Origin of the sequence: Cohnella phaseoli (assembly GCF_003386235.1) — a bacterium.
Taxonomy (GTDB): Bacteria; Bacillota; Bacilli; order Paenibacillales; family Paenibacillaceae; genus Cohnella; species Cohnella phaseoli.
Genome location: NZ_QRDZ01000015.1, coordinates 41,692 through 66,071 on the forward strand (window position 1 = coordinate 41,692; position 24,380 = coordinate 66,071).

At 55.5% G+C, this 24,380-nt stretch carries 26 protein-coding genes and 1 pseudogene; 15 read left to right on the top strand and 12 right to left on the bottom strand.

Annotation, left to right across the window (positions count from 1 at the left end):
- Positions 1-8: 8 nt before the first annotated feature.
- A complete protein-coding gene (locus DFP98_RS18870; RefSeq protein WP_181917788.1) occupies positions 9-719 on the bottom strand; it encodes a winged helix-turn-helix domain-containing protein in 711 nt (236 codons plus the stop codon).
- Between the two features lie 401 nt (positions 720-1,120).
- Here DFP98_RS18870 and kduI point away from each other — a divergent pair, with 401 nt between their 5' ends.
- From kduI to kduD, 3 genes are read left to right on the top strand one after another with little or no spacing between them, the layout of a single operon-like run.
- The gene (kduI, locus tag DFP98_RS18875) at positions 1,121-1,954 is read left to right on the top strand and encodes a 5-dehydro-4-deoxy-D-glucuronate isomerase (RefSeq protein WP_116062161.1); all 834 of its coding nucleotides are present in this window, start codon (positions 1,121-1,123) and stop codon (positions 1,952-1,954) included.
- Between the two features lie 34 nt (positions 1,955-1,988).
- Entirely contained in the window at positions 1,989-2,762 is a 774-nt protein-coding gene (locus tag DFP98_RS18880; protein ID WP_116062162.1) for a DeoR/GlpR family DNA-binding transcription regulator, read from the top strand.
- On the top strand, positions 2,734-3,504 hold the full coding sequence (gene kduD / locus DFP98_RS18885) for a 2-dehydro-3-deoxy-D-gluconate 5-dehydrogenase KduD (RefSeq protein WP_116062163.1): 771 nt from the start codon (positions 2,734-2,736) through the stop codon (positions 3,502-3,504). Before DFP98_RS18880 ends, kduD begins: the two co-directional genes overlap by 29 nt.
- 178 nt (positions 3,505-3,682) lie before the next feature.
- Here the strand turns inward: kduD and DFP98_RS18890 are convergent, their stop codons facing one another.
- Complete coding sequence (locus DFP98_RS18890; RefSeq protein ID WP_116062164.1) at positions 3,683-4,741, bottom strand: M23 family metallopeptidase; 1,059 nt, start codon at positions 4,739-4,741, stop codon at positions 3,683-3,685.
- A gap of 108 nt (positions 4,742-4,849) precedes the next feature.
- Here DFP98_RS18890 and lipA point away from each other — a divergent pair.
- A pseudogene (gene lipA, locus DFP98_RS18895) lies at positions 4,850-5,770 on the top strand (lipoyl synthase); the annotation flags it as partial.
- Positions 5,767-6,846 (top strand): YutD-like domain-containing protein, encoded by a 1,080-nt coding sequence (locus tag DFP98_RS18900; protein ID WP_116062166.1) that lies wholly within the window; start codon positions 5,767-5,769, stop codon positions 6,844-6,846. The pseudogene lipA and the gene DFP98_RS18900, both read left to right, overlap by 4 nt.
- 81 nt (positions 6,847-6,927) lie before the next feature.
- Here DFP98_RS18900 and DFP98_RS18905 read toward each other — a convergent pair whose 3' ends face one another.
- Together DFP98_RS18905 and DFP98_RS18910 are read right to left on the bottom strand one after the other, a co-directional pair.
- Entirely contained in the window at positions 6,928-7,722 is a 795-nt protein-coding gene (locus DFP98_RS18905) for an NAD kinase (RefSeq protein WP_116062294.1), read from the bottom strand.
- A gap of 98 nt (positions 7,723-7,820) precedes the next feature.
- Positions 7,821-9,137: a nucleoside recognition domain-containing protein gene (locus DFP98_RS18910; RefSeq protein ID WP_181917789.1), complete on the bottom strand. Its 1,317-nt coding sequence runs from the start codon at positions 9,135-9,137 to the stop codon at positions 7,821-7,823.
- Between the two features lie 435 nt (positions 9,138-9,572).
- Here DFP98_RS18910 and DFP98_RS18915 point away from each other — a divergent pair, with 435 nt between their 5' ends.
- Entirely contained in the window at positions 9,573-9,998 is a 426-nt protein-coding gene (locus tag DFP98_RS18915) for a globin domain-containing protein (protein WP_116062295.1), read from the top strand.
- Positions 9,999-10,009: 11 nt separating this feature from the next.
- On the top strand, positions 10,010-10,714 hold the full coding sequence (locus tag DFP98_RS18920) for a DUF2225 domain-containing protein (protein WP_116062167.1): 705 nt from the start codon (positions 10,010-10,012) through the stop codon (positions 10,712-10,714).
- A gap of 18 nt (positions 10,715-10,732) precedes the next feature.
- Here the strand turns inward: DFP98_RS18920 and DFP98_RS18925 are convergent, their stop codons facing one another.
- A complete protein-coding gene (locus DFP98_RS18925) occupies positions 10,733-10,966 on the bottom strand; it encodes a hypothetical protein (protein WP_116062168.1) in 234 nt (77 codons plus the stop codon).
- A 106-nt stretch (positions 10,967-11,072) separates the two neighbouring features.
- Between DFP98_RS18925 and DFP98_RS18930 the strand changes: the two genes are divergently transcribed.
- Both DFP98_RS18930 and DFP98_RS18935 read left to right on the top strand, forming a co-directional pair.
- Positions 11,073-12,854 carry a M3 family oligoendopeptidase gene (locus DFP98_RS18930; RefSeq protein WP_342772498.1) on the top strand — a complete coding sequence of 594 codons (1,782 nt, stop codon included), beginning with the start codon at positions 11,073-11,075 and terminating at the stop codon, positions 12,852-12,854.
- 211 nt (positions 12,855-13,065) lie between these two features.
- Complete coding sequence (locus DFP98_RS18935; protein WP_116062169.1) at positions 13,066-13,464, top strand: O-methyltransferase; 399 nt, start codon at positions 13,066-13,068, stop codon at positions 13,462-13,464.
- An 86-nt stretch (positions 13,465-13,550) separates the two neighbouring features.
- On the opposite strand, the gene DFP98_RS18940 is transcribed toward DFP98_RS18935, so the two are convergent.
- Together DFP98_RS18940 and DFP98_RS18945 are read right to left on the bottom strand one after the other, a co-directional pair.
- Positions 13,551-14,600, bottom strand: a complete 1,050-nt coding sequence (locus DFP98_RS18940; protein ID WP_116062170.1) for a TIGR03943 family putative permease subunit — start codon at positions 14,598-14,600, stop codon at positions 13,551-13,553.
- Between the two features lie 21 nt (positions 14,601-14,621).
- Positions 14,622-15,701, bottom strand: a complete 1,080-nt coding sequence (locus DFP98_RS18945; RefSeq protein WP_116062171.1) for a permease — start codon at positions 15,699-15,701, stop codon at positions 14,622-14,624.
- A 516-nt stretch (positions 15,702-16,217) separates the two neighbouring features.
- Here DFP98_RS18945 and trpS point away from each other — a divergent pair.
- Positions 16,218-17,216 (top strand): tryptophan--tRNA ligase, encoded by a 999-nt coding sequence (trpS, locus tag DFP98_RS18950; RefSeq protein WP_116062172.1) that lies wholly within the window; start codon positions 16,218-16,220, stop codon positions 17,214-17,216.
- On the opposite strand, the gene DFP98_RS39160 is transcribed toward trpS, so the two are convergent.
- Positions 17,213-17,386 (bottom strand): DUF5325 family protein, encoded by a 174-nt coding sequence (locus DFP98_RS39160; protein WP_181917790.1) that lies wholly within the window; start codon positions 17,384-17,386, stop codon positions 17,213-17,215. The genes trpS and DFP98_RS39160 overlap by 4 nt on opposite strands.
- 90 nt (positions 17,387-17,476) lie before the next feature.
- Between DFP98_RS39160 and DFP98_RS18955 the strand changes: the two genes are divergently transcribed.
- Positions 17,477-17,680, top strand: a complete 204-nt coding sequence (locus DFP98_RS18955; RefSeq protein WP_116062173.1) for an alpha/beta-type small acid-soluble spore protein — start codon at positions 17,477-17,479, stop codon at positions 17,678-17,680.
- A gap of 133 nt (positions 17,681-17,813) precedes the next feature.
- Here DFP98_RS18955 and DFP98_RS18960 read toward each other — a convergent pair whose 3' ends face one another.
- Positions 17,814-18,797 carry a metal-dependent hydrolase gene (locus DFP98_RS18960; protein WP_116062174.1) on the bottom strand — a complete coding sequence of 328 codons (984 nt, stop codon included), beginning with the start codon at positions 18,795-18,797 and terminating at the stop codon, positions 17,814-17,816.
- Positions 18,798-18,865: 68 nt separating this feature from the next.
- Between DFP98_RS18960 and DFP98_RS18965 the strand changes: the two genes are divergently transcribed.
- Positions 18,866-19,159: a hypothetical protein gene (locus DFP98_RS18965; protein ID WP_116062175.1), complete on the top strand. Its 294-nt coding sequence runs from the start codon at positions 18,866-18,868 to the stop codon at positions 19,157-19,159.
- Here the strand turns inward: DFP98_RS18965 and gerQ are convergent.
- Positions 19,129-19,602 (bottom strand): spore coat protein GerQ, encoded by a 474-nt coding sequence (gene gerQ, locus DFP98_RS18970; protein WP_391574740.1) that lies wholly within the window; start codon positions 19,600-19,602, stop codon positions 19,129-19,131. The two genes, DFP98_RS18965 and gerQ, sit on opposite strands and share 31 nt — an antisense overlap.
- A gap of 311 nt (positions 19,603-19,913) precedes the next feature.
- On the opposite strand from gerQ, the gene cyoE reads away from it, so the two are divergent.
- Both cyoE and DFP98_RS18980 read left to right on the top strand, forming a co-directional pair.
- Positions 19,914-20,771 carry a heme o synthase gene (cyoE, locus tag DFP98_RS18975; RefSeq protein ID WP_116062176.1) on the top strand — a complete coding sequence of 286 codons (858 nt, stop codon included), beginning with the start codon at positions 19,914-19,916 and terminating at the stop codon, positions 20,769-20,771.
- A 4-nt stretch (positions 20,772-20,775) separates the two neighbouring features.
- A complete protein-coding gene (locus DFP98_RS18980) occupies positions 20,776-21,495 on the top strand; it encodes an SCO family protein (protein ID WP_116062177.1) in 720 nt (239 codons plus the stop codon).
- Positions 21,496-22,068: 573 nt separating this feature from the next.
- On the opposite strand, the gene DFP98_RS18985 is transcribed toward DFP98_RS18980, so the two are convergent.
- Both DFP98_RS18985 and DFP98_RS18990 read right to left on the bottom strand, forming a co-directional pair.
- Positions 22,069-22,422 (bottom strand): DNA primase, encoded by a 354-nt coding sequence (locus DFP98_RS18985; RefSeq protein ID WP_116062178.1) that lies wholly within the window; start codon positions 22,420-22,422, stop codon positions 22,069-22,071.
- Between the two features lie 146 nt (positions 22,423-22,568).
- Entirely contained in the window at positions 22,569-23,762 is a 1,194-nt protein-coding gene (locus tag DFP98_RS18990; RefSeq protein WP_116062179.1) for an MFS transporter, read from the bottom strand.
- Between the two features lie 181 nt (positions 23,763-23,943).
- On the opposite strand from DFP98_RS18990, the gene DFP98_RS18995 reads away from it, so the two are divergent.
- A complete protein-coding gene (locus DFP98_RS18995) occupies positions 23,944-24,378 on the top strand; it encodes a hypothetical protein (RefSeq protein ID WP_116062180.1) in 435 nt (144 codons plus the stop codon).
- Positions 24,379-24,380 lie beyond the last annotated feature (2 nt).

Consider the following 24,380-nt stretch of genomic DNA (forward strand, 5'->3'; position numbering starts at 1 on the left):
ACCAAACACTATTGAACCTGGAACCCATGAAAATCCTCGAAAACAGCTTGATAGCGACTGATTCTGGCAGGCTTATCCTTGAGACTGGAGCCGATCGGCATCAGCATCCCTTTTTCACTGAGTTTACGCAAATGCTTGGCTGCCGTTTTACGATGGATGCCTAATCGATTCGCTGCTTGTGAAGGAGCGATCGGATCGTTGCTTCCGCAAGCCAAATCGTAGAGAGCTTTCTCCACAGGGGCTAGCTGAACGGGAATAAGACCGCTTAGTTTACCGAACAGCTGCTGAACGATTTGCTGGCAACGCCTAGGTCTGTCTCGAACGTCATCATAGGAAAACCTTAACACAATCCAACTGTCGAGCACCAAGTGGTTTTGGCGAATCAGATGGTCGGAAAATTTGTGTTGATCGATGTTCTTCCAATGCGTTCCATAGCCATCGATCTCTATGCAGATTTTAAAGCCCACTGAATGGTAGGCAAAATCTAGATAACGACGTCCATCCTTGAAATCGTTCACCTCATATTCCGCGCTCAAGCCGACGAAGTTTTTGAATGACAGCCACCATACATGATAAAGAAACAAATTCTCCGCATGGCGGTCCTTCTCAGCAAGCCTTTTCCTTCGCTCGTTCGTACTCCTCGCTTGTTGTTCATCCATCCACTTCCCATACGCCGTCTCAAATTTCTCGTCTGTAACTACTTTCGCTTTCTGTTCCATTGATCCACAACCTCTCATGGATATAGAAAATCAAAAAACCGCCCAAAACCGGCGATTGACCGGAAGGAGCGGCGTGTGCTTCACGACTGGAGTTACATTTATGTATATACATGTAAAATAACATGCGTTAGATGGGTTTGCAACATTTTTATGAGCTTGTGGATGAAATAAATGGAGAGGCGAAAATGTCTATGGTTGAAATGGCGGATGAGAGAGAGCGGAGGCCAAAAAAGTGCCTCGACAGTGGTCGGATGGGGGAGCGTAGGCCAAAAAAGTGCCTCGACGATTGAGCTGTTTAGCTTAAAGAGGGACGATACGTTCAAATGTGTTCACAAATGTTCGAAAATGTGTGTTATAATGATTTCGAACGATAACGAACTTATTCGGAGGTAATCAAACTCATGGAAATTAGACATTCGACGAACCCGGCCGACGCCAAGCATTACGATACCGCGAGACTGCGCCAGCAATACTTGATCGAGAGCCTGTTTCAAGCGGACGAAATTAAAATGGTGTACGCGCACGACGATCGCTTAATTATCGGAGGAGCGAATCCCGTTAACGCGACACTGACGATTGAAGCGGCCGATGTGTTGAAGACGGAGTATTTCTTGGAGCGCCGGGAAGTCGGCTTTATTCACGTTGGCGGCGGAGAAGCGGTCATCGAGGCGGATGGGGAGCGCTATTCGCTGAACAAGCTGGATACGCTCTACGTTGGCAAAGGTACGCGCAGCCTGACTCTGTCCAGCGCAAATGCGTCCAATCCGGCGAAAGTGTATTTTACTTCGGCGCTTGCTCATGCGACATACCCGACGCGCAAAGTATCGGTGCAAGAAGCGAATACGCTGAACCTCGGCTCGCTCGAATCGTCCAATGAACGCACGATCCATCAGATCATCCACGAAAACGGAGTGCAAAGCTGCCAACTGATGCTCGGAGTGACGCTGTTCAAACCGGGTAGCGTCTGGAACACAATGCCTGCGCATTTGCACGATCGTCGCATGGAAGCGTATCTGTACTTTGACATGAATGCCGATGCCAGAGTGTTCCATTTTATGGGCGAACCGAACGAAACTCGTCATATCGTCGTTGCGAACGAACAGGCGATTATTTCTCCAAGCTGGTCGATTCACTCCGGAGCGGGCACAAGCAGCTACGCATTCGTGTGGGCGATGGCGGGGGAAAATTATACGTTTAAGGATATGGATGTCGTCCCTATGGATGCGTTAAAATAGCAGCAACTGCTTAATCGGGAGGAACTGCCCATACATGCTTGCGATAACGCGTCATCAACTGATTTTGGAATTGCTGCAGGAGAACGGGACTATTCAGGTGTCCGAGTTGAGCGACCGATTTTCGGTCACTCCGAAAACGATTCGCGAGGATCTGGAGAAGCTTGAGGAGAAGGGCTTGCTCTCGCGGATTCACGGAGGGGCGGTCAGCCGCTCCGATGTGTCCGGTTCGATGCTGCCGCTGCAAATTCCGAATACGAAGCACGTCCCCGAAAAGGAAGCGATCGCCGCGCATGCGCTGCGCTACGTTCAACAGGACGATGTGATTGCTCTAGATGCGGGCAGTACAACGCTTGAGATCGCAAAAATGCTGCCCGACATGCCCCTGACTGTACTGACCAACGATTTGTTGATCATGCGCGAGTTGATGGGCAAGGAGCAGATCAGACTGGTAGTCCCGGGCGGCTATCGTCACCGTAACGTGCTTGTCGGCAACGATGCTCTGGAATGGCTGGCGCGTCTGAACGTGCAGAAGCTGTTTCTGTCGGCAACGGGCGTACACGACAAATTTGGCTTGTCGGTGTTTACAGGGGAGCTGCTTGATCTGAAGCGGGCTTATTTGTCCGGGGCGAAGGAGGTTTACGGAGTGGCCGATCATAGCAAGTTCGATCGGGCCGCTCTGCAGACGTTCGCCGCTCTGGAGGATTTGGACCTGCTGATTACGGACGACGGACTTTCCGAGGAGGTTCGCCGCCGTTACGAAGAAGGAGGCAAGGTGAAAATTGAACTCGCATCAACGAAACCGATTTGATCTGGCAGGCAAAACCGCCATCGTCACCGGAGCGGGCAGAGGGCTCGGCCAAGCGATTGCCGTAGGTTTGGCGGAAGTCGGCGCAAACCTTGTGCTCGTCACGAACCGTACCTCCGCCGAGGAGACCAAGGCGAAGGCCGAAGCATACGGCCGCAAAGCGATTATCGTGCAAGCCGACGTCGCCGATCGCAGCAAGCTGCCATCCGTGATCGACGCTGCCGTCGAAACGTTCGGAGGCTTGGATATTCTTGTGAACAATGCCGGCATTATCCGCCGGGCGCCTGCGATCGAGCACGCTTATTCCGACTGGCAGGAAGTGCTTGATGTCAACCTCAACTCCGTGTTTGTCCTAAGTCAGCTCGCGGGAGAGCTGATGATTGAACAGGGACATGGAAAAATCATCAACATCGCGTCCATGCTCAGCTTCCAGGGCGGCATCAACGTGCCTGGATACACAGCTAGCAAGCATGCGGTCGCAGGTTTGACCAAGGCGCTCGCCAACGAATGGGCGCCCAAGGGCGTACAGGTGAACGCGATCGCTCCGGGCTACATGGCGACGGACAATACGGAAGCGCTTCGCAACGATCCCGTCCGCAGCCGCCAAATTCTCGATCGCATTCCGGCAGGCCGCTGGGGCGCGGACGAGGACCTTGTCGGTCCGGCGGTTTTCCTCGCTTCGGCGGCTTCCGACTACATGAACGGCCACGTGTTGTGCGTGGACGGCGGTTGGATGAACCGATAAATCGGCCTGCCTGACCGAACGGGATACCGACAAATATCGGCCCTAGCTGCACCTGACCGAACGGGATACCGACAAAAGCCGCCCCCCGGAGCTACAGCCTGACCGAGAGGGATACCGGCAAATGTTCGTGCAAAGAGGGATAAATAAGGGGAGACGGTAAGCCGCAACAATCCGCGGCTTAACGTTTCCCTTTTAACATTTTGTATTCCTCGCGTTCCCAACGGTGCAGAAGCGGGTAGGGGTCGAACGCCCATTCAACGAGACCTCTGTCCCTGTAGATGCCGTAATGCAGATGCGGAGGGAATTTGCCCTGCGTGCCGGGGCGCCCGTAGCCGGAGCTGCCGACCCAGCCGACTACTTGCCCGGGACTCACGATGTCTCCGGTTTGTATATTTTTGTCGAAGCCGGACAGATGTGCGTAATAATGATACAGATTGTTCAGGTCGCGAATGCCGATTCTCCAGCCTCCGTAGGCATTCCAGCCTTTAATTTCGATAATTCCGTAGCAGGTGCTCCTGACCGGAACGCCATGGCCGGCGAAAATATCCGTTCCCTCGTGGATCCGTCTGCCGCCCCAGCCGCGCTTGTTGCCCCAAGTGCTGCGATAGGAGTATGTGCTTTTCAGAGGTAGAGGAAAGGTGTGTCCGGACAAGTCCAGACGATTGAAATGCCGGTACAGCTTGGCAAATTGCATTATGCGCTGCACCGCGCGCGTGTTATGGTAATACTCCCACAGACCGATGCTGAAATCGTCCTCCGCGCTACCGTACTGTAACGCCTGCACCGCTACCGAGTAGAGCAGATCCTCATCCTTGCCGCGATCCGCGATTTTGTCCCCGGAGCCGTCTTGACCGATCCCGCGAAAAAAACGGATAGACGCCGGGTTCGTATCCTCCTTAGTCGGGTTCAGATCGCCGCTCCAGCGTTCTTCCGGAACGTATACGCCGGCAACCGCGCCTTGGCGAAGCGGCCTCGTTTTCGGATGGGCTTGCGATATCGTCCGTTCGTATTGATCGATGGCCGCGATGTATGGCCATTCCAAACCGCTTCTCAGACTGATCGCTTCGTATAGCCGCCTGCGCTTAGCGTATTCGTCGGACAGTGACGGCCGATCCGTATCCGCTCCGTAAGCGGCGGGCGCGTAATCGCTCGTTCCCAGCGTCAGGAGACCGACAAAGGCCGCAATAAGCGCATAACGGAAGCCGCCGCCGAATCTCCGCCAATCGTGTAGCAACATGACTCCTCCTCGAGCTCGACTTCAAATCCATTAGTTCAGCCTATATAAGAAGTATGGTTTACAGATCATTGGTTTTTATCCGAATCGTGCTATAATAAGGAGGACAGAAAGAGGGGAATTCCTATGACGACCGGCGCAAAACCGCGCAAACCCGAATGGCTGAAAATCAAGCTGACGACAGGAGAACCTTACCAGGAACTGAAGCAAGTAATGAGGAGCAAGACGCTGCATACGGTTTGCGAAGAGGCGCGTTGTCCGAACATATATGAATGCTGGGCGAATCGCACGGCGACTTTTATGATACTTGGGGATATTTGTACGAGGGCTTGCCGTTTCTGTGCGGTCAAAACCGGGCTGCCTACCGAGCTTGATTTGCAGGAGCCGGAGCGGGTGGCGGAAGCCGCAGACCAGATGGGGCTTAAGCACTGCGTCGTCACCTCGGTGGCGCGGGACGATCTGAAGGATGGAGGAGCATCGATCTTCGCGGCGACGATCAAGGCGATCCGCAAGAGAATGCCGTTCTGCAGCGTCGAGGTGCTGATCCCGGATTTTCTGGGCAACCCGGATTCCCTTCAGATCGTAATGGACGCCAAACCGGACATTTTGAACCATAACATCGAGACGGTCGCCCGGCTTTCGAACCGCGTGCGGGCGAAGGCCAAGTATCCGCGTTCCCTGGAACTCATCCAGAGAGCGAAGGAAATGCAGCCGAACATTCCAACGAAATCGAGCATTATGCTCGGTCTCGGGGAAACCTACGAAGAAGTGCTGCAGGCGATGGACGATTTGCGAGCGGTGGATTGCAACATCTTAACGCTCGGACAATATTTGCAGCCTTCCCCGTCGCATCTGGACGTCGTCAGATACGTTCATCCGGACGAGTTTGCGGCGCTTAAGGAGGAAGGTTTGAAGCGGGGCTTCTCCCACGTGGAGTCCGCGCCCTTCGTACGCAGCTCGTATCATGCGCATGAGCAAGTCAAATCCGCGGAGGCGAGAACGAACGGTCTCCAGAAGGAGAGCGTAACATGATTTTCATGGCAGGAGGCAATGCGTACTCGCTGGTCCATGAATACAAGAACGGCTGGAATCCCGAAGCATTCCGCGAGAGGTATAGCGAAGTTCTCGAACGATTCGATTACGTCGTCGGGGATTGGGGCTATAATCAGCTCAGGCTCAGGGGCTTCTACCGGGACGGGCACCCGCGGGCAAACAAAGAATTCGCGATTTCCAACTTCGTCGATTATATTAACGAATACTGTAACTTCGGCTGCGCGCATTTCGTGCTGGCCAAGCTGGATATGAACGCGCTGCCTCCCGATGCGGTCATCGTCAAGGAGGAAGATGCGGAAGTCGTCGTCGCCCTGAACGAGACGGGAGAACAGGCTGCGGAGACGGCAGCCGCTTTAAGCGGCCCGATTTTGCGCTGGCCGCTTAAGGAGCGCGCGGGCGGGCCTGTTCGCGTCCCGAATATCACCGTTTCCGCGGTCGCTCGCGCGGCTGCGGATGCGGAACGCCGCGAAGCGGAACGACGCCATTCGGGACAGGAGAGGGAGCAGAGAGGGTTCGGCAGCTCCTCTTTCTCCGGTCGGGGAAACCAGGCGAGGAACGGGCAGGAATCCGGCTCCCAGCGTCAAGGACGCTCGCACGGTTCTTCAGGAAGCGAGCGCAGGGCGCAGGGCCAGGGTAGCGGACAAGCTTCGAACAAGCCCCATTTTCGAGGCGGGAATAAGACGAACCATCCGGACGCTGCATCCTCGAGAGAGGGAACCCGTCACGATGGAAACCGCAAAGAGTCGCCTCGACAAGGCCAGGAAGGCTTTCGCGCAGACGCTCCGCGCAAGGAAGCTCCGCGCGGCGAAGGCTCCCGCAACGAAAGTCATCGCAATGAAAACCAGCGTAGCGAAGGCTCTCGCAACGACAGCCACCGCAGTGAAGGCTATCGCAATGAGGCCCAACGCAGCGAGGGTTCCCGCAACGAAGCCGCTCGCCCCGACAATCGTTGGCAGAACCGGAACCGGAGGCGCAAAAGCTTCGGAGGCAAGCCGGGCAATCGCCCCGAAGGCGGCTCCCGCCCGGATTCGGGCGCTTCCAAATCCAACGATTAGCCCAGCAACGTCTAAATACAATTCAAAAAGGCGCGTATCCCCTCGGTAAGCAACGAAGGAAGATACGCGCCTTTTCTGTTATTAAACCGAACCGATGAACGCCTCGCGAACGCGATTCCAAAACGTAAATGGACGGTAACGGGCAAAGGTGACTTTCTTCTCGGCGACTCTGCAAGTCATCGAACGAACGCCGACCCGCGCCATTAGCATATGATCGACTCCGATGATCAGCTCCTCCTCCGGATCCGGAGGCACGATGTCGCAATGATGATGCTTGGGCAGAATCACCGACGATCCGAGCGTTCTGTAAACGCGGTTGTTGATGGAGGCGATTTCGGCGATTTGCAGCGCCTCCAGCGACGGGTGGATGACGGCTCCGCCGAGACTTTTGTTATAACCCGTGCTGCCCGTCGGAGTAGAGATGACGATACCGTCGCCGCGGAACATTTCGAACGGCTCGTCATTGATCTGGATCGCCGCCACAAGCGTTCCTTCCGCGCTCTTCAGCGTAAATTCGTTAAGTACGAGATGCGTTTCCTTGCCTTCAGCCGTATCGATCTCGACATGCAGCAGAGGATAATGGATGTTGCGCGGCTCGGACGATGCCATCAGATCGAGCAGCTCCACGATTTCGTTCTTCTGCCAATCCGCATAAAAGCCAAGATGCCCGGTATGAATCCCGATGAAGGCGATTCGATCCAACTGATTCTTATAGCGATGGAAAGCTTGCAGCATGGTGCCGTCTCCGCCGATGGTAACGACGGTTTCGGGCGCTTCTTCGTCATAAACAAACCCTCGCGTACTCGCTTGGGCTTGGAACTGTTCCGATAATTCCCGGGACAACCGATCTCCCCGATCAAGCAATGCATACTTCAAACGTCGGCCGCTCCTTCCGAATGGACCTTGATAACCGATGCCGATTCGATGCACGAAAGGGATCGTTGTCTTGATCATACCCAATAACTTGACCGAATTCAATCTTTGGCGGAGTCGGAAGCAAGCCTGGACCAGATGCGCCGCATCCCGATCGCGGCTGTTCCTAAGACGACGATCAAGCCGATGGCGCAGGCGAATAGAACGGGCGGCCATATCAGAGCGGCTTGCCACCCGAAGCGAATACCGACGGATTCGGACGACACATTCGCCCAAGCAGGAACGACGGAGGACCAGCCCGCAGCTTCTCCGGCTTCTCCCCGATAGAGAAGCGGCCAGAACACGTACACAAGAAGCATCGCAATTAGGCCGTGAATGAATCTCGTCCGGGCGAACGGCCAGTATCTCCAACCGGAGCTGCTCATCAAGCCGGCCACTTGCGCATGAACGGACAAGCCGGCCCAAGACAGCACAAAAGCGGCGACGGCGATCCGGTCGACGAGAGGGAGCGCCGAATCGGCTGCGGCGGCTTTGGCTCCCAGCGTCACCTCGAAAGCTCCATGCATATAAGCCTCGGACAGCTGCGGAGGTAGCCCGAACCACGGCAGCAGCTGCGCCGCCAACTGCCGTACGGGCGTCAGCAAGCCACCGTGTACGAGCAGATCGAGCGCAGCGGAGAAGAAGACGACCAATCCGCCGACGATCATCATGAGGGCAAGAGACGACTGCAGCGACTGCTGCAGCAATATGCCTAACGGCCGTCCGTCCTCCAGCCGGGCACGGTGCATGGCGGTTAGCGCTGCGCGCCATCGGCCGGTCTTCGCCGCTCTATTGTCCGTCCGCGCCGCAATTTGGAGCTTATCGCCGCGGCGTTTCCCAAAGCTCGAAGCGATGCCGAGCAGGAGGGCGCCGCTATAGTGGGCGGCCGCAAGCACGGGAGCGGCATGCGAATTGCCGAAAAAGCCGATACATACGGCTCCGATCAAGAAGATCGGATCGGACGTCGTCGTCATTGCCACGAGCCGCTCTCCCTCGTCCCGCGTAACGAGCTTTTGATCCATCAGGCGCGAGGTTAGCCGCGCGCCTACCGGATAGCCCGATACGAAGCCCATCGAGACGATAAAGCCGCCTACGCCCGGAAGGCGGAACAGCGGCCGCATGAACGGGTCCAGCAGCGTTCCCATGAAATGGACGATGCCGAAGCCGAGCAGCAGCTCGGACAGAACAAAAAAAGGGAACAGGGCGGGGAATAGTACCTCCCACCATACCGATACGCCTCTAAGCGAAGCGTTGAGCGCGCCCGAGCCGTCTCCCAGAGCGAGACAGCCGATCAGCAGAGCCGCTCCTCCGATAGCCAGCGCGCCGGCCAGCGCGAAGCGGCGATCTTTATTTTCCGGATTCGCGCTTAAGGGAACCACGGTCATACCTCCATTCGTACATGCCTTGTCCCAATATATGACGGCTTCGGGACAATGTTTCCGATCGTCTGACAAGCTGCTATAATTTGTTGAAACCGCTTGCAAAAAACAGTGCAAAAAATCGCGAACATATGCTACAATAGAACTAGATCGAACGGATCTAATCCGCGTAATCCAAATTCATCGAGCTGGAGTGATGAGTATGGCGGCAGTGGTCGCAGGACTAATTGTATGCGCTTTCGTATATGTCATTCGGGAATCGTTGACTCCTGTGGAAGAGGAAATATAAATTCATGCGCAGTCGGCAAGCCGCCGATTCTAATCGCCCCTTTGCGGGCGATTTTATTTTTTGCCGAGAGGAGGGCGGGAGCGTTATGGTATAATGAAACGGAATGCATGACGTTCAACCTATTCTAGGCTATCGCGCGCATGCCGATGCCGCGATGTGATACAGGAGGCGCAATTGTGTCCAGCTACGCAACGATTTACGATGCGATCGGGGGAGCCGAGACGATCCGGGAGATCGTGACCCGTTTTTATCCGAAGGTTCAAGCGCACCCGCTGCTCGGTCCTCTATTTCCGGAAGATATTCATCCTGTTATGGAGAAACAATTTTTGTTTCTATCGCAATTTTTGGGCGGTCCGCCGCTTTATTCCGACGAATACGGGCATCCGATGATGAGAGCTCGTCATTTGCCGTTCCCGATTACGCCCGAGCGCGCCGAGGCATGGCTGGCGTGCATGGCTGAGGCGTTGTCCGAAACCGGCGTTCCCGAATCGCTGCAGAAGCTGACGATCGAACGGCTGTCCGGTCCGGCGCATCATTTTATCAATACCGAATCCGAATCATCTCACTCTTAAGGAGGCCCGTTATGGAACCGCTCTTCCAGATTAAAGTGACTTGCATCTGCTGCGAACAGAGCTTTCAAACCTCTAGAGTTCGGCCAAGCTTGAAGAGAGCGGTGAGGGCGGATACCGATTTCTGCTCCTATTTCAAAACGGTGAACCCGGATTATTACGTCGTAAGGGTATGTCCGTATTGCGGATTCGCATCGACGGAAAATTTTTCGGAAACGATCAACGAGAAGCAGAAGGCGATCTATTACGATAAAATGGGAAGCCACTGGAAAAATCGGGACTACGGAGGGGAACGCAGCGCGCAGGATGCATTGGAATGCTACAAGCTCAGCCTGCTCACGGCTCAGTCGATCGGGGAGAAGGATCGGGTCATCGCCGCTCTGCTTCACCATATCGCCTGGCTGTACCGTTACGACGGTAAGAAGGAGCAGGAAGACCGCTTCCTGCAATTCGCACTGGACGCTTACGTTCGGGTGTACGAGACGGCGAGCGACACGACCAGCCCGGCTCGGTTGATGTACTTGATCGGGGAGCTGAACAAGCGACTGGGCAATTATCATGAAGCCGTCCGATGGTTCGGAAGGGTCATTCACGATAAGAAAATCGTCGACGCTGCGATGATTCGCGCATCACGCGAGCAATGGCAAGGCATTCGGGAAGAGATGACCGGACAAGGTCTTGAGCTTCCGGAGGAAATGGTCGAGAACGGGGCGTCGTAAGCCCTGCTGCTGTAGCTGCTACCGAATGGCACGGTTGGCAAGCAGGTAGTCCCGATCCGCATCGATAATGCGCAGAGTCCCTTGGCAGCAGGGGAAAACGATCGTTCTTTTACGGGCGCCGCCGTACATATCCCTTACCTCTTCGGGAGTAAGCGGCAGGCGGACGTTGGAGCTTCGGCAGTAGGGGCATTCCTGAGCGATGACGTCCTGCATCAGTATATCGTAGGGCAAACTATGGCTTAAAGGAATCAATGTAGTCCTCTCCTTGTCTGCTTCGCGATCAAAATTGGGCTCTTTGAATAACCTCTTAAAGATACCTTACGGCAACGCCCTAACGCAATAAGAATGGAGCAGTGAGATGATGACAAAACCGATATGGAACCTGGAGTCGCTCTTCGCGGGCGGCTCCTCTTCGCCTGATTTCGCGGCTTTCGTGGAGGAAGCCGAAGCGGGCTGCGCCGCTTTGCTCAAGGAGCTCCAGACCGGCGGTGACTCCGTTCCCGACGAGCGGCTGCTTGCGGGCTGGACGGCTAAGCTGCAAGAGACGCTCGCCAGACTGCGGGAAGCCGATTCCTTCGTCGCCTGCTTGACGTCCCAAAATTTAAGCGACAAGCGGGCGGTAGGCTGGACGGAGAAAATTCAGACGTTGGCGGCTCGCTACAAGCAGGCTTCCGATCTGTTCGACGCGAAGCTGTCGCTCGTGCCCGATTCCAACTGGGAGGCGTGGATGGCGCAGTCGGAGCTTGCCGCTGTGCTGTTCCCGCTTAGCGAGAAGCGAGACTTCGCGAAGGAGAAGCTTCCTCCGGCGCTGGAGGCGGTTGCCAGCGAGCTTGCCGTGGATGGCTATCACGGTTGGGGCGAGCACTACAATACGGTTGTCGGAAGAATCGCGATTGCTTGGGAGGAGGATGGCAACACCGTTCATCTCTCCGCAGGGCAAGCGGCCAACAAGCTGGACGATCCATCTCAGGCCGTGCGCGACGCAATGGCGGCCAAATGGGAGGCGGCCTGGGCGGAGCAAGCGGACCTGGGAGCGGACGCGCTGAACCGGATCGCCGGCTTCCGGCTGAAGCTGTACGGTCTTCGCGGGTGGAGCGATCCGCTCAAGGAGCCTCTGGCAATTAATCGCATGAGCCGCCAAACGCTTGATGCGATGTGGGAAGCGGTGGAGGGCAGCGTCGAGCCGCTGAAGCGCTATTTGGCGCTTAAGGCTCGGATGCTGGGCAAAGACAAGCTAAGCTGGCACGATGTGGACGCTCCGGTCGCTTCCACCCAGTCTAAAATCCCGTACAATGAGGCGGCTTCGCTCATTACGGATGCCTTTGCGCAGTTTTCGCCCCGATTGGCGGAATTGGCGCGGACGGCGTTCGCCGACGATTGGATCGAAGCGGAGGATCGCCCGGGCAAGAGGCCGGGAGGCTTCTGCACAAGCTTCCCGATTGGCCGCCAAAGCCGAATCTTCATGACGTATTCTGGGACGCCCGGCAATGTGTCCACGCTGGCGCATGAGCTCGGGCACGCCTACCATGCGCGGCTCGTTCAAGAGCTGCCGCCGCTGGCGCAGGAGTACGCGATGAACGTGGCCGAGACCGCCTCCACCTTCGCCGAGGCGATCGTCAGCGACGCGCTGCTGAGCAGAGCCGAGAGCGACGCCGAGAAGCTTGCTCTGCTGGACGAACGGTTGCAGCGGGCGGTCGCCTTCTGCATGAACATCCGCGCGCGTTTCCTGTTTGAGACGCGCTTCTATGACCGCCGCGCTTCGGGTATGCTCGAGGCCGCGGAGCTGGGAGAGCTGATGACGGAAGCTCAGCGAGAAGCGTTCGGCGATGCGCTGGGCGGCTGGCATCCCCATTTCTGGGCGTCTAAGCTGCACTTTTATTTGACGGACGTCCCTTTTTACAATTTTCCGTATACGTTCGGGTATTTATTCAGCACCGGGCTTGCAGCGGTAGCCGCCAAGGAAGGCGAAGCTTTCGCCGAGCGGTACGACGCTCTGCTGCGCGATACCGCGGTCATGACCGTCGAGGAGCTGGCGTTTCGCCATCTTGGCGTACGCCTGGACGAGCCGGAATTTTGGAACGATGCGGTTGCCAAGGCGGTCTCCGATGTGGACGCATTCGCCGCTTTGTGTAAGCCGTAAGGTAGCGACTGCGCACGCCGTTGCGGCGGGAAAAGGCATGAAACGCTTCGTTTCGAACGATTTCATGCTTTTTTCCTATTTTATTTACTTTCGAGTAGACAAAATCATTGAAATATTCTAAAAATTCAATTATACTGAGTCCGAAGTCCCGAATGGAATACTTTGGATTTGTCGGAAGTAATAGAGAAACCAAGCGCGAAGGAGGAGTATAATGTCATCTAACCAAATTTCTTTGGCCCGTCAGATCGACTTGGCTTTGGAGAGACTGGGAAGAGAATTGAAAGGAATGACGGCCGGCACGATCGTACTGCAAATTCGGGAGGATTCGGTCGGCAGATTCGGCATCCGCCATCTTCCCGTCGATTGCGGCAATCGCTCTCCCGTCGCTGCGGGGATGACGGCTGAGCAGGTGCTTGAATTGCGGCAGCTGGCTATTGAGGCATTAAGGCATAAGAGCGGTTGGACGCATGGAGAAATTTCTTACGATTTCGTGTTGAAGCAGGGGCGTGTACTCGTCAGTGTTCAGTTCGAATCCAATTATAACATGGCGAACCTGATGTTTCGCTATTCCCCGAAGAGTCGCGAACGCAGAGAGGCTTCCAACGGTTAACGGTTAAACAAAGAAATACATAAGAAACACAAGGGGCTATCCGTCAATGGTCGAATATCGACTTGACGGATAGCCCTTTCGTTGCGTTAGCGCTGCTCCAATCCGAAGTCGAAGTCAGGGGACACGTAAGGGTCCTCCGGGGCCGGAATTTTAACGACCTTGGTAATGTCGATCTGAATAATGTCTATGTCATTATAAGAAGTCGTTCCGAGCGTTCCCGTTACGGACACCCATTCGTCGGTCTCAAGCGTATCCGCATGTCCGAACTTGGCCATAACGCCGTAAGGGGACGCATCCGCCGAGCAGCAGTTGATGGCAAAACGACTGACGCCGAACTGCTTGGGCCCCATGCCGGCTTCGCGGTAGACGAAGCCGCTGATCTCGATCGTTTTGCCGAGGAAGGCGTCGCGGTACAGATCAATCGTGGTGAGCGTTTCGATGTACCATTTGGGTGTCACGTGAATGAGATCGCGCGAGTACAGCTTTTTACCGTAAGCGGCGTAAGCCTCGGTAAAATTGTCGGACGGGAACAGAAGGTCAAGCTCTTCAGGCGACAGCTCGCGATCTGGCGCGGCAGCAGCAGAGCCGGGAGACGAGCTCTCCTGAGCGGTCGACTTCGGTTCTGCTGCGGGTTTGCTCGCGGTAGGCGCGGGCGTATCGACGTAGCTTTCGCTTGCCGAAGGAACGGGCAGCTCGGGGGACGGCGCCGGCTCCGACGCTCGTCCGCCCCGAGGCTCGCTTACGACCGTTGTCTGGGGCGCAAATTGAACGCCTTTGGCCGAAGCCATGCTGCTGCCGAGCAGCCCGTCCGGAACGGCGTAGCCAATGAGCAGCGGAAGCGCGAACCAGCCGTAAAGGAGCAGGCTTTTGCCCCAGGACGCGGGCATTTCGTGCTGGCAGCCGCAATCCGGGCCGTGGCTTTCTTTCTCGAAGAAGGCGCGGATGGCCGAATACAGCTGCTGAGCGGCGACCGCATAGAGCCCCAGCGCCGACAGCTTGACGATGAATTGCATCCGTTCGGCGATATACAGATTCAGATTGCCGGAGCGGACAAGATGCACGATCAGCAGCGCAAAGCCGGTTAGCACGATGGCTCTGGCAGCGTAATGGAATGCAAGTACGGTTGATTTGGACATAGGAGCCTCCTTAGATGATCCTTAGACGAATCCCAGCCGATCGAACGCAAGCGAACCGAGGAGTACAAGCACGGCGATCAGCAGGCTGAATTTCAGGACGAATTTTTTGCGGAAGACGGCAAGCATCATTAGCGTGTTTTTCAAATCGAGCATCGGCCCCACCACAAGGAACGACAACAGCGCGGCGGGCGGGAACACATTGCCGAACGAAGCCGCCACAAACGCGTCCGAAGTCGAGCAGAGAGACAGCGCGTAGGCGAAGGCCATCATGAACAGATGGGATAACAGCTCGTGGTCGGCGACGGCGGCGAACGACGAACGCGTGATGAACGTCTGCATCAGACCGGTAATCAACGAGCCGAGAATCAAATATTTGCCCATCTCGAAAAATTCGTCGGCGATGTGCGAGGGTGTCGCGGCAAGCTTCTTGACAAACGGCGCGTTAGGGTCGCTATGATCGTGATGATGGCTATGAGAGCTATGGTTATGATGATGTTCATGATGGAGATGGCCGTGAGAGTGTTGATGATCTGCATGGGAGGAGGCTGCGGCAGTGCCAGAACCAGGGCGATCCTCCTTCAGCGGGCTGCGCTTCAGCCGGGCGTACAAAATGAAACCCAGCGCGACGGACACGAAGAACGCCAAATAAAAGCGAGAGTAAGCAAGATCCTCGTTCGAGCGGAAAGCCTGGAATGTGGCGCCGAATACGACGGGATTGATAATCGGACCGGCCACGATGTAGATAAGGCCTATGTAAGCGGGCAAGCCTTTGCGCATGAGTCTGCGCACGATCGGAATCATGCCGCACTCGCACAGAGGCAGAACGATGCCGAGCAGAGTGCCGAACAGTACGCCCGCCACCGGATTGCGGGGAGTCAGCTTGCGCACGAGCCCGTCCGACACGAACGCTTGAAGCAGCGCCGATATGATTACGCCGATCAGCAGGAAGGGCAGCGCTTCGAGGATAATGCTGATGAATACGATTTTAAAATTTTGCAGCCTCGTACTGTCCAAAATCCAACCTGACCCATCCCGCCCGAAAAAAATGAGCGCCAAAAGCAAGGCGCACACGGCCGAAGCCGCAGCGGTAGTCCATTTCATCCACCTGTCGTGCACCACTTCACATCCTTGTTTTTAATAGTAATTATTACGATTATTATACACTATGCTTGTACATTTGGCATTCATGACTTTTGATTTACCTAAAGAGCCGCACGCGAAGAATCGCTCATCCGCATCTCGCCAACGAGGTTGACAACGCGGTGCGGCGGGGTATAATGGGTAACAACTAAAATATATTCAGCGACGAAGAGAACAAGTACGTCTGGACGGAGCGCTCACAGAGAGCCGGTGATTGGCTGGAAGCCGGTACGCACGGCATGCGGAATGGATCTTGGAGCTGGAAGAGGAACGATGGAGATAAACCGCGCACGAGCACATCATGCGGCGCAGACCTCCGTCCGATGCTTTCCCGACTGTTCCCCGTTACAGGAACGCTAAGGTATCGCGCTAAGCCGGAAGGCGTCGCGATACGAATAAGGGTGGTACCACGGCTTTCCTCGTCCCTTGCGGAGGAAGGCTTTTTTTATTTTCTCGAAAAAAAGGAGCGAATTGACTATGTCCAAGCAGCAACGCGTACTATCCGGCATTCAATCCAGCGGCAAGCTGACGATCGGCAACTACATCGGCGCGATGAAAAATTTCGTGGCCCTGCAGCATGAGCACGACTGTTACTTCATGATCGCGGACCTGCACGCAATCACGGTTCCCCAGGAGCCGGCGGCGCTGCGCGAGCAGACAGAGTCCGTAGCCGCGCTGTACGTGGCCGCAGGGCTTGATCCGTCGCAGGCGGCAATTTTCATACAGTCGCACGTACCCGCGCACGCCGAGCTGGGCTGGTTGTTGACGACGATGTCGTACATGGGCGAACTGGAACGGATGACGCAATTCAAGGACAAATCCGAGGGCAAGGAAGCGGTAGGAGCGGGGTTGTTCGTCTACCCGGCGTTGATGGCGTCCGATATTTTGCTTTATAACCCGACGCTTGTTCCCGTAGGCGACGACCAAAAACAGCATTTGGAGCTGACGCGCGATTTGGCCGGAAGGTTTAATCACCGCTACGGCGACACATTCGTTATCCCGGACCCGTTCATTCCAAAGCAAGGAGCGCGCATTATGTCCTTGGAGGAAGGCACGAAGAAAATGAGCAAGAGCAGCCCGAGCGCGGGAAGCTACATCTCGATGCTCGACACGCCGGACGAAATCCGCAAAAAAATATCCCGAGCCAAGACGGACATGGGCCGGGAGGTCGTGTACGATGTGCAGAACAAGCCGGAGGTCAGCAACTTGATGACGATCTACGGCCAATGCTCGGGCAAGACGGTCGAGGAAGTTCAGGCCGCTTACGAAGGCCAAGGCTACGGCGCGTTCAAAAAAGATTTAGCCGAAGTCGTCGTCGCGGCGCTGGAGCCGATGCAGCGCATCTATTCGGATGTGCGCTCCTCCGGCGAAATTCACCGCATTTTGCGCGATGGGGCCGAGCGTGCGAACGCCGTGGCCGAGCAGACGCTGGCCAAGGCGAAGGAAGCGATGGGTTTTCTGCCGCTCAAACGCTAAACGGATTTTTTTCTTAGCTTCGCCTTGACGATGAATCCGAGGCCCGTAACAAACAGGGTTACGACGCCGAGAAGCAGCGCCAGCCAGCCGTTGTAGCTGATCGAGAAAGCCGTGGCCAGCATGCCGATCACGGACAAAATGGCGAACAAGAGTGACAAAGTTTTACTCATCAATTTCACCTCGCATATTTTTCTTCGTATCTAGCATACTAAGTTGGCAAGCTTGCAAACCAATCATTAAGGCGAAGGGAGACTTCAATCATGGCATCAAGCAACCAACTTGTTGTACCGCAAGCCAAAGCGGCATTGCAAAGCATGAAAATGGAAGCTGCACAATCTCTGGGGGTACAAATCCCAGCGGACGGATATTACGGTAACGTAACATCCCGCGATGCAGGTTCCCTCGGCGGTTATATCACCAAGAAGCTTGTTCAAATGGCCGAGCAACAACTTTCCGGTCGCTAAGAACTTCGGTTCGGACCGAAAGCCCGAGGAAACCCCTCGGGCTTTTCATATTGTGCCCCTCCGGCAAACAAACGTCAAGAGGCCGCCCCCGATCCGACGGATTCGGGAGCGGCCTCTCAATAAACCCTGGGTCTCAATAAGAGTTCATTCGCAGTCGTTTTTCCAGCCTGTCGTCGCTCAGCCAGCCGACATACGATTGAAGCGGAGCGAGGTTCAAGTCCATCAATACGACGGCTACGAACGGGTATTGCTTGCGGTAGCGGTAACGGACATCCACCCAGCGCACCTCATATCCCCACGTATGCGTCTTTACCAATCCGCAGGGGAAGGGCGTCACGCTTAGAAAAGCTTGAACGTCCTGATGCTGCTTGGAGGCGTCGATGGCCGGGTGTTCATCGCATTTGAGCACGTCCACCCATTTCATTTTCCCGTTGTTCCATTCCCCGATGCCGTAAGTGCAATCCTCCGACACCCGGACGACGTTCCAGCGATACAGCGAGATGGTCGGCAGCAGCGTATAACGATCGCGGGGCTGTCCTTCGGGATCGTGGCCGGCGATCTTGCCGGACAGTCTGCGATGCGCGAGCGTTCGCCATCCGTAATAAATGCCGAGCAGCACGTACAGCACGGGAAAAATGACCTGCGGAACGGCGATTCCGGATATCCAGAGCAAGATCGCAAACAGATGGGCGAAAAAAATAAATGGATCGAAGATGTGGATGATGTTCCACGCGACCCATTGCTTGCTCAGCGGACGATAAGCCTGAGTTCCGTAGGAGTTGAACAGATCGCTTAGCACATGGACGACGACGGCCAGCAAAACCCAGAAGGCGATATGCCACCAGGGAATGCCGCGGAACGAAACTGCGATAACGGTGGTAATCAGCGCGGTCCAACCGACGATTGCCGGAAAAGAGTGAGACAAGCCGCGATGGTTTTTGATATAATCGGCATTGCTTTTGAAGCGGAGCAGACCGTCCAGGTCGGGCGCGTTCGAGCCTGCGACGGTGCCGATCAGAATGGCGATCGGACCGTAGGCGTGCGAAGCGATGACGGGATCTGTCATGGCCAGTCCTCCCAAGCCCAGGCCAAACACGAAATGCGTACCGGTGTCCATTACTTTAGCCCCCTTATCTGCTCAGTATGGACGTAACGGCTATAAAATATGAAGGGAGATGAAGCGCCTTGATTTTGTTTTGCGAGTATGTCATTCCGGAGGAGACGCGCGAAAGGTTTCTCGAATGGGCCGACGCTCGTCCGGAGCTGTGGAGGGACGCCGAGTTCGCCGAGAATACGGCGCAGCCGGGCGTGTTTGTGGAAATTCGCAGAGCGGAGACGGAGGTCGAGGCGGCGAAAATGGAACAGGAACGCCGCGACGGGCGTTCCTGGAGGGAAATGGAGCAATGGGTGAAGGGAGGCCGCAGCGGATTGAGAATATGGATCTTCCGTCAGCGGTTGCTGCCGAAGGGCAGCGTGTAGTTCAGCGGCTCGTCGAACGTAATGTAGTCCAGATTCAGCATAAGTAGCAGGTAGCGCTTGCCCGTTACCGGATCGCTAATAATAATGTGGTCTCGGCCGGCCGCTTCCAATATGCCCTTGAAAATTTTTGCGTTCCACTCGGAATTGTTCTCGTAGGTCATGTACAGCGTTGCAACTTTGCCCAAGTTCATGCGCAAAATATTTTCAACGTAGGATTCCTCCTGCTGGCCCGGCATCACGGGCAGAGCGGCTCCGGTCGGGCCGATCGGCGAGCCGGCAGGGATCATCGGCGGAGTCATCGCGCCCTGCACCATCGTGTTCGTCGGCATCATGCCCTGCATGCCGGCTCCGGCGGCGTTCACGGGCATCGGGACGGCGGCGTTCATCGGCATCGCGGCTTGAGGCTGGGCGTAACCGCCCCAGGGCATTTTGTTATTTAACATTCGTATATCCTCCTTATAATGTTAATACAGGTTTGGACAATCGGCGCTTGCCAATCATATGCCACCCTCTTTTAATCAAGTCGCCCATGTCGGTCGCTGAGGCGCTGGGCGATTGTCGCAATACAGTGTATTGAAAAAGCCCGGATTATGTGACTGGGCGAACCGATTTATCGCGCCGGCTTGCCCGGCTCGCTCCGATGTAGTGGCGATTTGATGAACTCGGATAGGCGAACATTGTCAATGCTTGAAGATTTGCGGTATCATTGAACAGACATCAGGAATGCCGCTTGCTTGCATAAAGGAGGAGCTCCGTGCTTAAAGATCTAGTGGCCTTAACCAAGCCGCGAATTATACGCTTGAACCTGATCGCCGCTTTCGGCGGTTATTGGGTTGCTTCCAAGTGGGAACCGGATATATGGATTCTAATTTGGATGCTGGTCGGATCGACCTTAACGATGGCTTCGTCCTGCGTCATCAACAACTACTGGGACCGGGATCTCGACTTGAAAATGGAACGTACGCGCGACCGGGCGCTTCCGCAGCAGAGAGTGTCTCCCGGCTTCGTGCTCGGATATGGAATCGCGCTTGGTCTCGCCGGTCTCGCCGTGCTATTCCTGCTTGTTAATCCGCTTACGGGCTGGTTGGGCTTGCTCGGCATGTTCGTCTACATAGTTATCTATACGATGTGGCTGAAACGCAGCTCGACCTGGAGCACGTCCGTCGGGGGAATCTCCGGCGCGATGCCGCCGGTGATCGGCTATTGCGCGGTGACGAACGATGTCGACGCGGGGGCCTGGATCTTGTTCGCGCTTCTGTTCCTGTGGCAGCCGGCCCATTTCTGGTCGCTGGCGATTCGTCGCAAGGAGGAATACAGAGCGGCCGGATTTCCTTTGCTGCCGGTCGTCAAAGGCGTCACGAGAACGAAATGGCAGATGCTTCCGTACATCTTGCTGCTCATCCCCGCATCCATACTGATGTACTATTACGACTACGTAGGCATTTATTTTCTGATCTTATCCGTCGGAATCGCCGCTCTTTGGTTTGTTCATGCGGCTGGCGGGTTGCGGGCCAAGGATGACGAGAAGTGGGCGAAAAGAGATTTTATCATTTCGATCAACTACTTGATGATTATGTTTTTTACGATGGTGCTAAATACGACGGGGGTGTAACACAATGGATTTGTCCAAGGAAGAGAACAAACAGCCCGAGCAGCCGACATCTGCCGGGGAAGACGTCGTTATGGAGCCCGTCAAGCAGAACGGGCCTCAGAAACCATGGCTTCAGCGTTACGGCTTCTCGCTTGTCGTGCTGGCGCTGTGCGTCATCATGGGATATTTCATTCTGCAGCAGCAGAACAAGAAGGACGAGCTTCCCGTGCAAGGGCAGGGAACCGAGTTTTCCTACTCCGATATCAACGGCGAGACCGTATCGCTGAGCGGCACGAACGGCAAAGTGCGGCTGCTCTACTTCTTCTTCGCGAATTGCCCGGACGTCTGTCCGCCGACGACGTTCGTCATGTCCGAAGTGCAGGACGAGCTCAAGGAAGAAGGCTTGTTCGGCAAAGACGTGCAGTTCCTCTCCGTGACGATCGATCCGGACCGCGATACGCCGGAGCTGCTTAAGAACTACGCCGAGCGGTTCGACGCCGATCAGGAAGGCTGGAAGTTCCTGCGGGGAGACGAGCTGGAAACGGCAGAGCTGGCCAAGAAATACTCCATTCTCGTACAGAAGGACAACGAAGGCAATTTCGGTCATATGAATCTGATCGTGCTGCTGGATGAGAAGGGGCAAATCCGCGACTGGATTTCGGCCAACGACTTTATCGATCTTGAAGGAACCGGGGAGAAGCTCAGCCCGAGCGAGCTGACCAAGAAAATCAAAAGCCTCCTCTAAACGCAACAGTTAAAAAACCGTTCCTAAAGCAAATGGAAGCGAGAGCCTCCTTTGCGATAGGAACGGTTTTTTGTTTTGGCAGGAGGCGGTAGGAGAGCTTATCATGACCCACAACACCTCCAGATAATTCCATAAGATATTCGTATAATCATTGCAGACGCTTTAGTGACATATAATTTCTGATCCTAGTTGATTTATACGGTTTTTCCTACAAACGTTCGTCGTTTGAGTCTGATCCGAGTTGCTTTGTGCGGTTTTTCCTACAAAAGTCCGCCATTTAAGCCTGGTTCGAGCTGCGTTGTACGAATTTCCGACTAACTTCCCTGCGTAAGCTCATGTGTGCAAATAGATCCGTCGTAAAGGTTTAATATCCAATAAATTGTAAACGTTGTGGGTCATGATTAGGTAGGAGAGAGGGAAACACGGTTTAAATGGCTCGAAATGGGTGCAACGGCATACGTAAAGCGGATTTTCTTTTTTATTTTCCGCGGAGCGGATCTAAGTTCAGCCACATTACGCGTCTCGTGCTGATAAACCCGCCCGTTTTTGCTTTGGCACATTGCTGGCAGCCCGTTACGCAAAAGGGTTGTCCGGCTCCGGATAAACAATGTACTCCTCCAGCCCCGCCTTCTCAAGCTGCTGGATCAAATATTCCTCGGGCGTTCCTTCGACGCCCATATAGCCTCTGCGCGTGTAGATATGATCGGCATCGGGAAATACGTCGCGCAGAATGCCCCGAATGCGCCGCCCGGAAGCGTCGTGGTCGGTGAACAGATACACGTGGCTGTCTCCGACTTCCTTGCGAAGCGTTTCGATGCGATCCGTATTCAACGTTCCGAACGTGCAGTAGATCGGCACTTCCGGAACGAGGACGCGGGAGAGACGGCTTTTGTCGTTTTTTCCTTCGACGATGATGGCGATGTCCAAGTCGAATTCCTCCGGTCGCTACTTATTCGACGTCAAATTTTAATTTAGCCGGCTCTTTATCCAACTTTTTGCTGCTGATAATCGTATTTTTTGTACACGCACTTTTATTGTACCATTTTCTCCAATGCCGCCGCTTAACGATCGCCTCAATGGGCATGCGGAGGGATCGCCGAATTGGGATTCCAGTTCATTTTGAAGGCGGCGCGCGGGAACAGGAAGGTCAGGGCCAGCATCAGCGCGAGAAAGGACAAAAAATAGGGCGAGAAATGATCTCTCACCGCCCCGGCAGCCACCGGGCCGAGAAAGGAGCCGATCGACAGCGAAATGGACAGCATCGAGAACGTCCGTCCGTAACGGGACGGGCCGCTGAGCTGGAGCAGGAATGAGGTCATCGCCGGGAAGATGACGCCTTTGGCCATGCCGATCACGAACAGGAGCGTCAGCAAGGATACGGACCACTCGGAGGCCAGTCCGTAGTAGCAGAGCGCCAGCAGCATCACTCCGCCGACTGTGCGGAAATACGGCAAGTAACGGTTCAGAAATAGCATGCCGAGCGTGACGAGAGAGCCAAGGCTGATGATGGAAAATAAAATGCCGGTGCTCATAATCGTTGCGGCGTCCGTGCCCCGCAGAGGTAGCTCGAAGGCAAGTATGCCCTGCGCGCACGCCATGCCGATCGGCAGGAAAAATACGGCCCAGGGGAAACCCATGCCGGTCGGAGCCTGCTCCATCTTGTCCGCCTGCTTCGGATCGGCCGCGAGCTCGACAACGCTTGGCGACGGGACGTCGGCGACAGGAGGCTCTTTGACAAACCACAGCGACAGAATGCCTGTGACGAGCAGCACCCAGCCGAGCAGCGCGAAAGCTGGGCCGAAGCCGAGCTTGGCGGCTAGAATCGCTCCCGCGGCGGGGGAGATGACGGAGGCGAGCGTGTGCACGAGACCGTTGCCGGCCATCAGCTTGCCCTGCTGAATATGGGTCTTCGCCAATCTGGCGAGCAGGGACATGCACGCCGGCGACAGGAAGGCCAGCACAAAGCCGCTGGCTGAGCGAATGTACAGCAGCTGCCACGGGTCGGTTACGCGAGCCTGGAAGAGCAGCAGAATGCCCGCGCCAATCAGGCTCATGGAGATGAACAGACGACTGCCGCGGCGATCGACCGCGATGCCGGCAATCAGGTTGCCGGGCAGATGAGTCAAGGAGTACATGCCCATCACCAGGCCGATAAACGACGGAGCGGCTCCGAGAGAGACGGCGAACGGAGTAAGCATCGGGTACTGGGCATGCAGATCAAAAAACGCAACGAACAAAAATAAATAAAGCCAAACGGCGGTTTTCATGTTTTCCGCGACCTCCTAATCGATGCGGGGACAAATCCCCCCTCTTGTCCGCAATCGCGGCTTATCCTACTTTTACGTCCGATCTCCCGCGGATATGCCCGTCGTTTACTGGGGGCGAACGGTTACGGTATAATAGGAGCTATGTGAATTCGAGAGATGAACTTTGAAGGAGGGGGTTGGGATGAATTTGAATACGGACGCTTGGCTCACATTTCTGCAAGATAATTGGATCGTCATCGCGATTGCGATCATTGTGATCCTGATCGTGCTCAAAGTGGTCAAAACAGTGCTCAAGTGGGTGCTTGTCGCCGCGATTGTAATCGGTATCGTCACCTACGGTGGATATTCGATCGAAGACATCAAGGAGGTCGGCTCCAAGGTGTCGGAGGAAGCCAAGGACCAGGCGATCAAGGCGATGGCCGGCGATGCGAGCAAGGCGGTTTACAAGACGAACGCGGACGGCTCCTATACGATCACGACGGATACGCTTGAGCTGACCGGGGTGCCGAATTCCGGAGAGGTTACCGTCAAGCTGAAGGGTATTTCGTTGGGCACGTGGAAAATGGAGGGCGAAGTGCGCGAATTTGTCAAAAATGCGCGCGCAGCGTCCAAGTAACG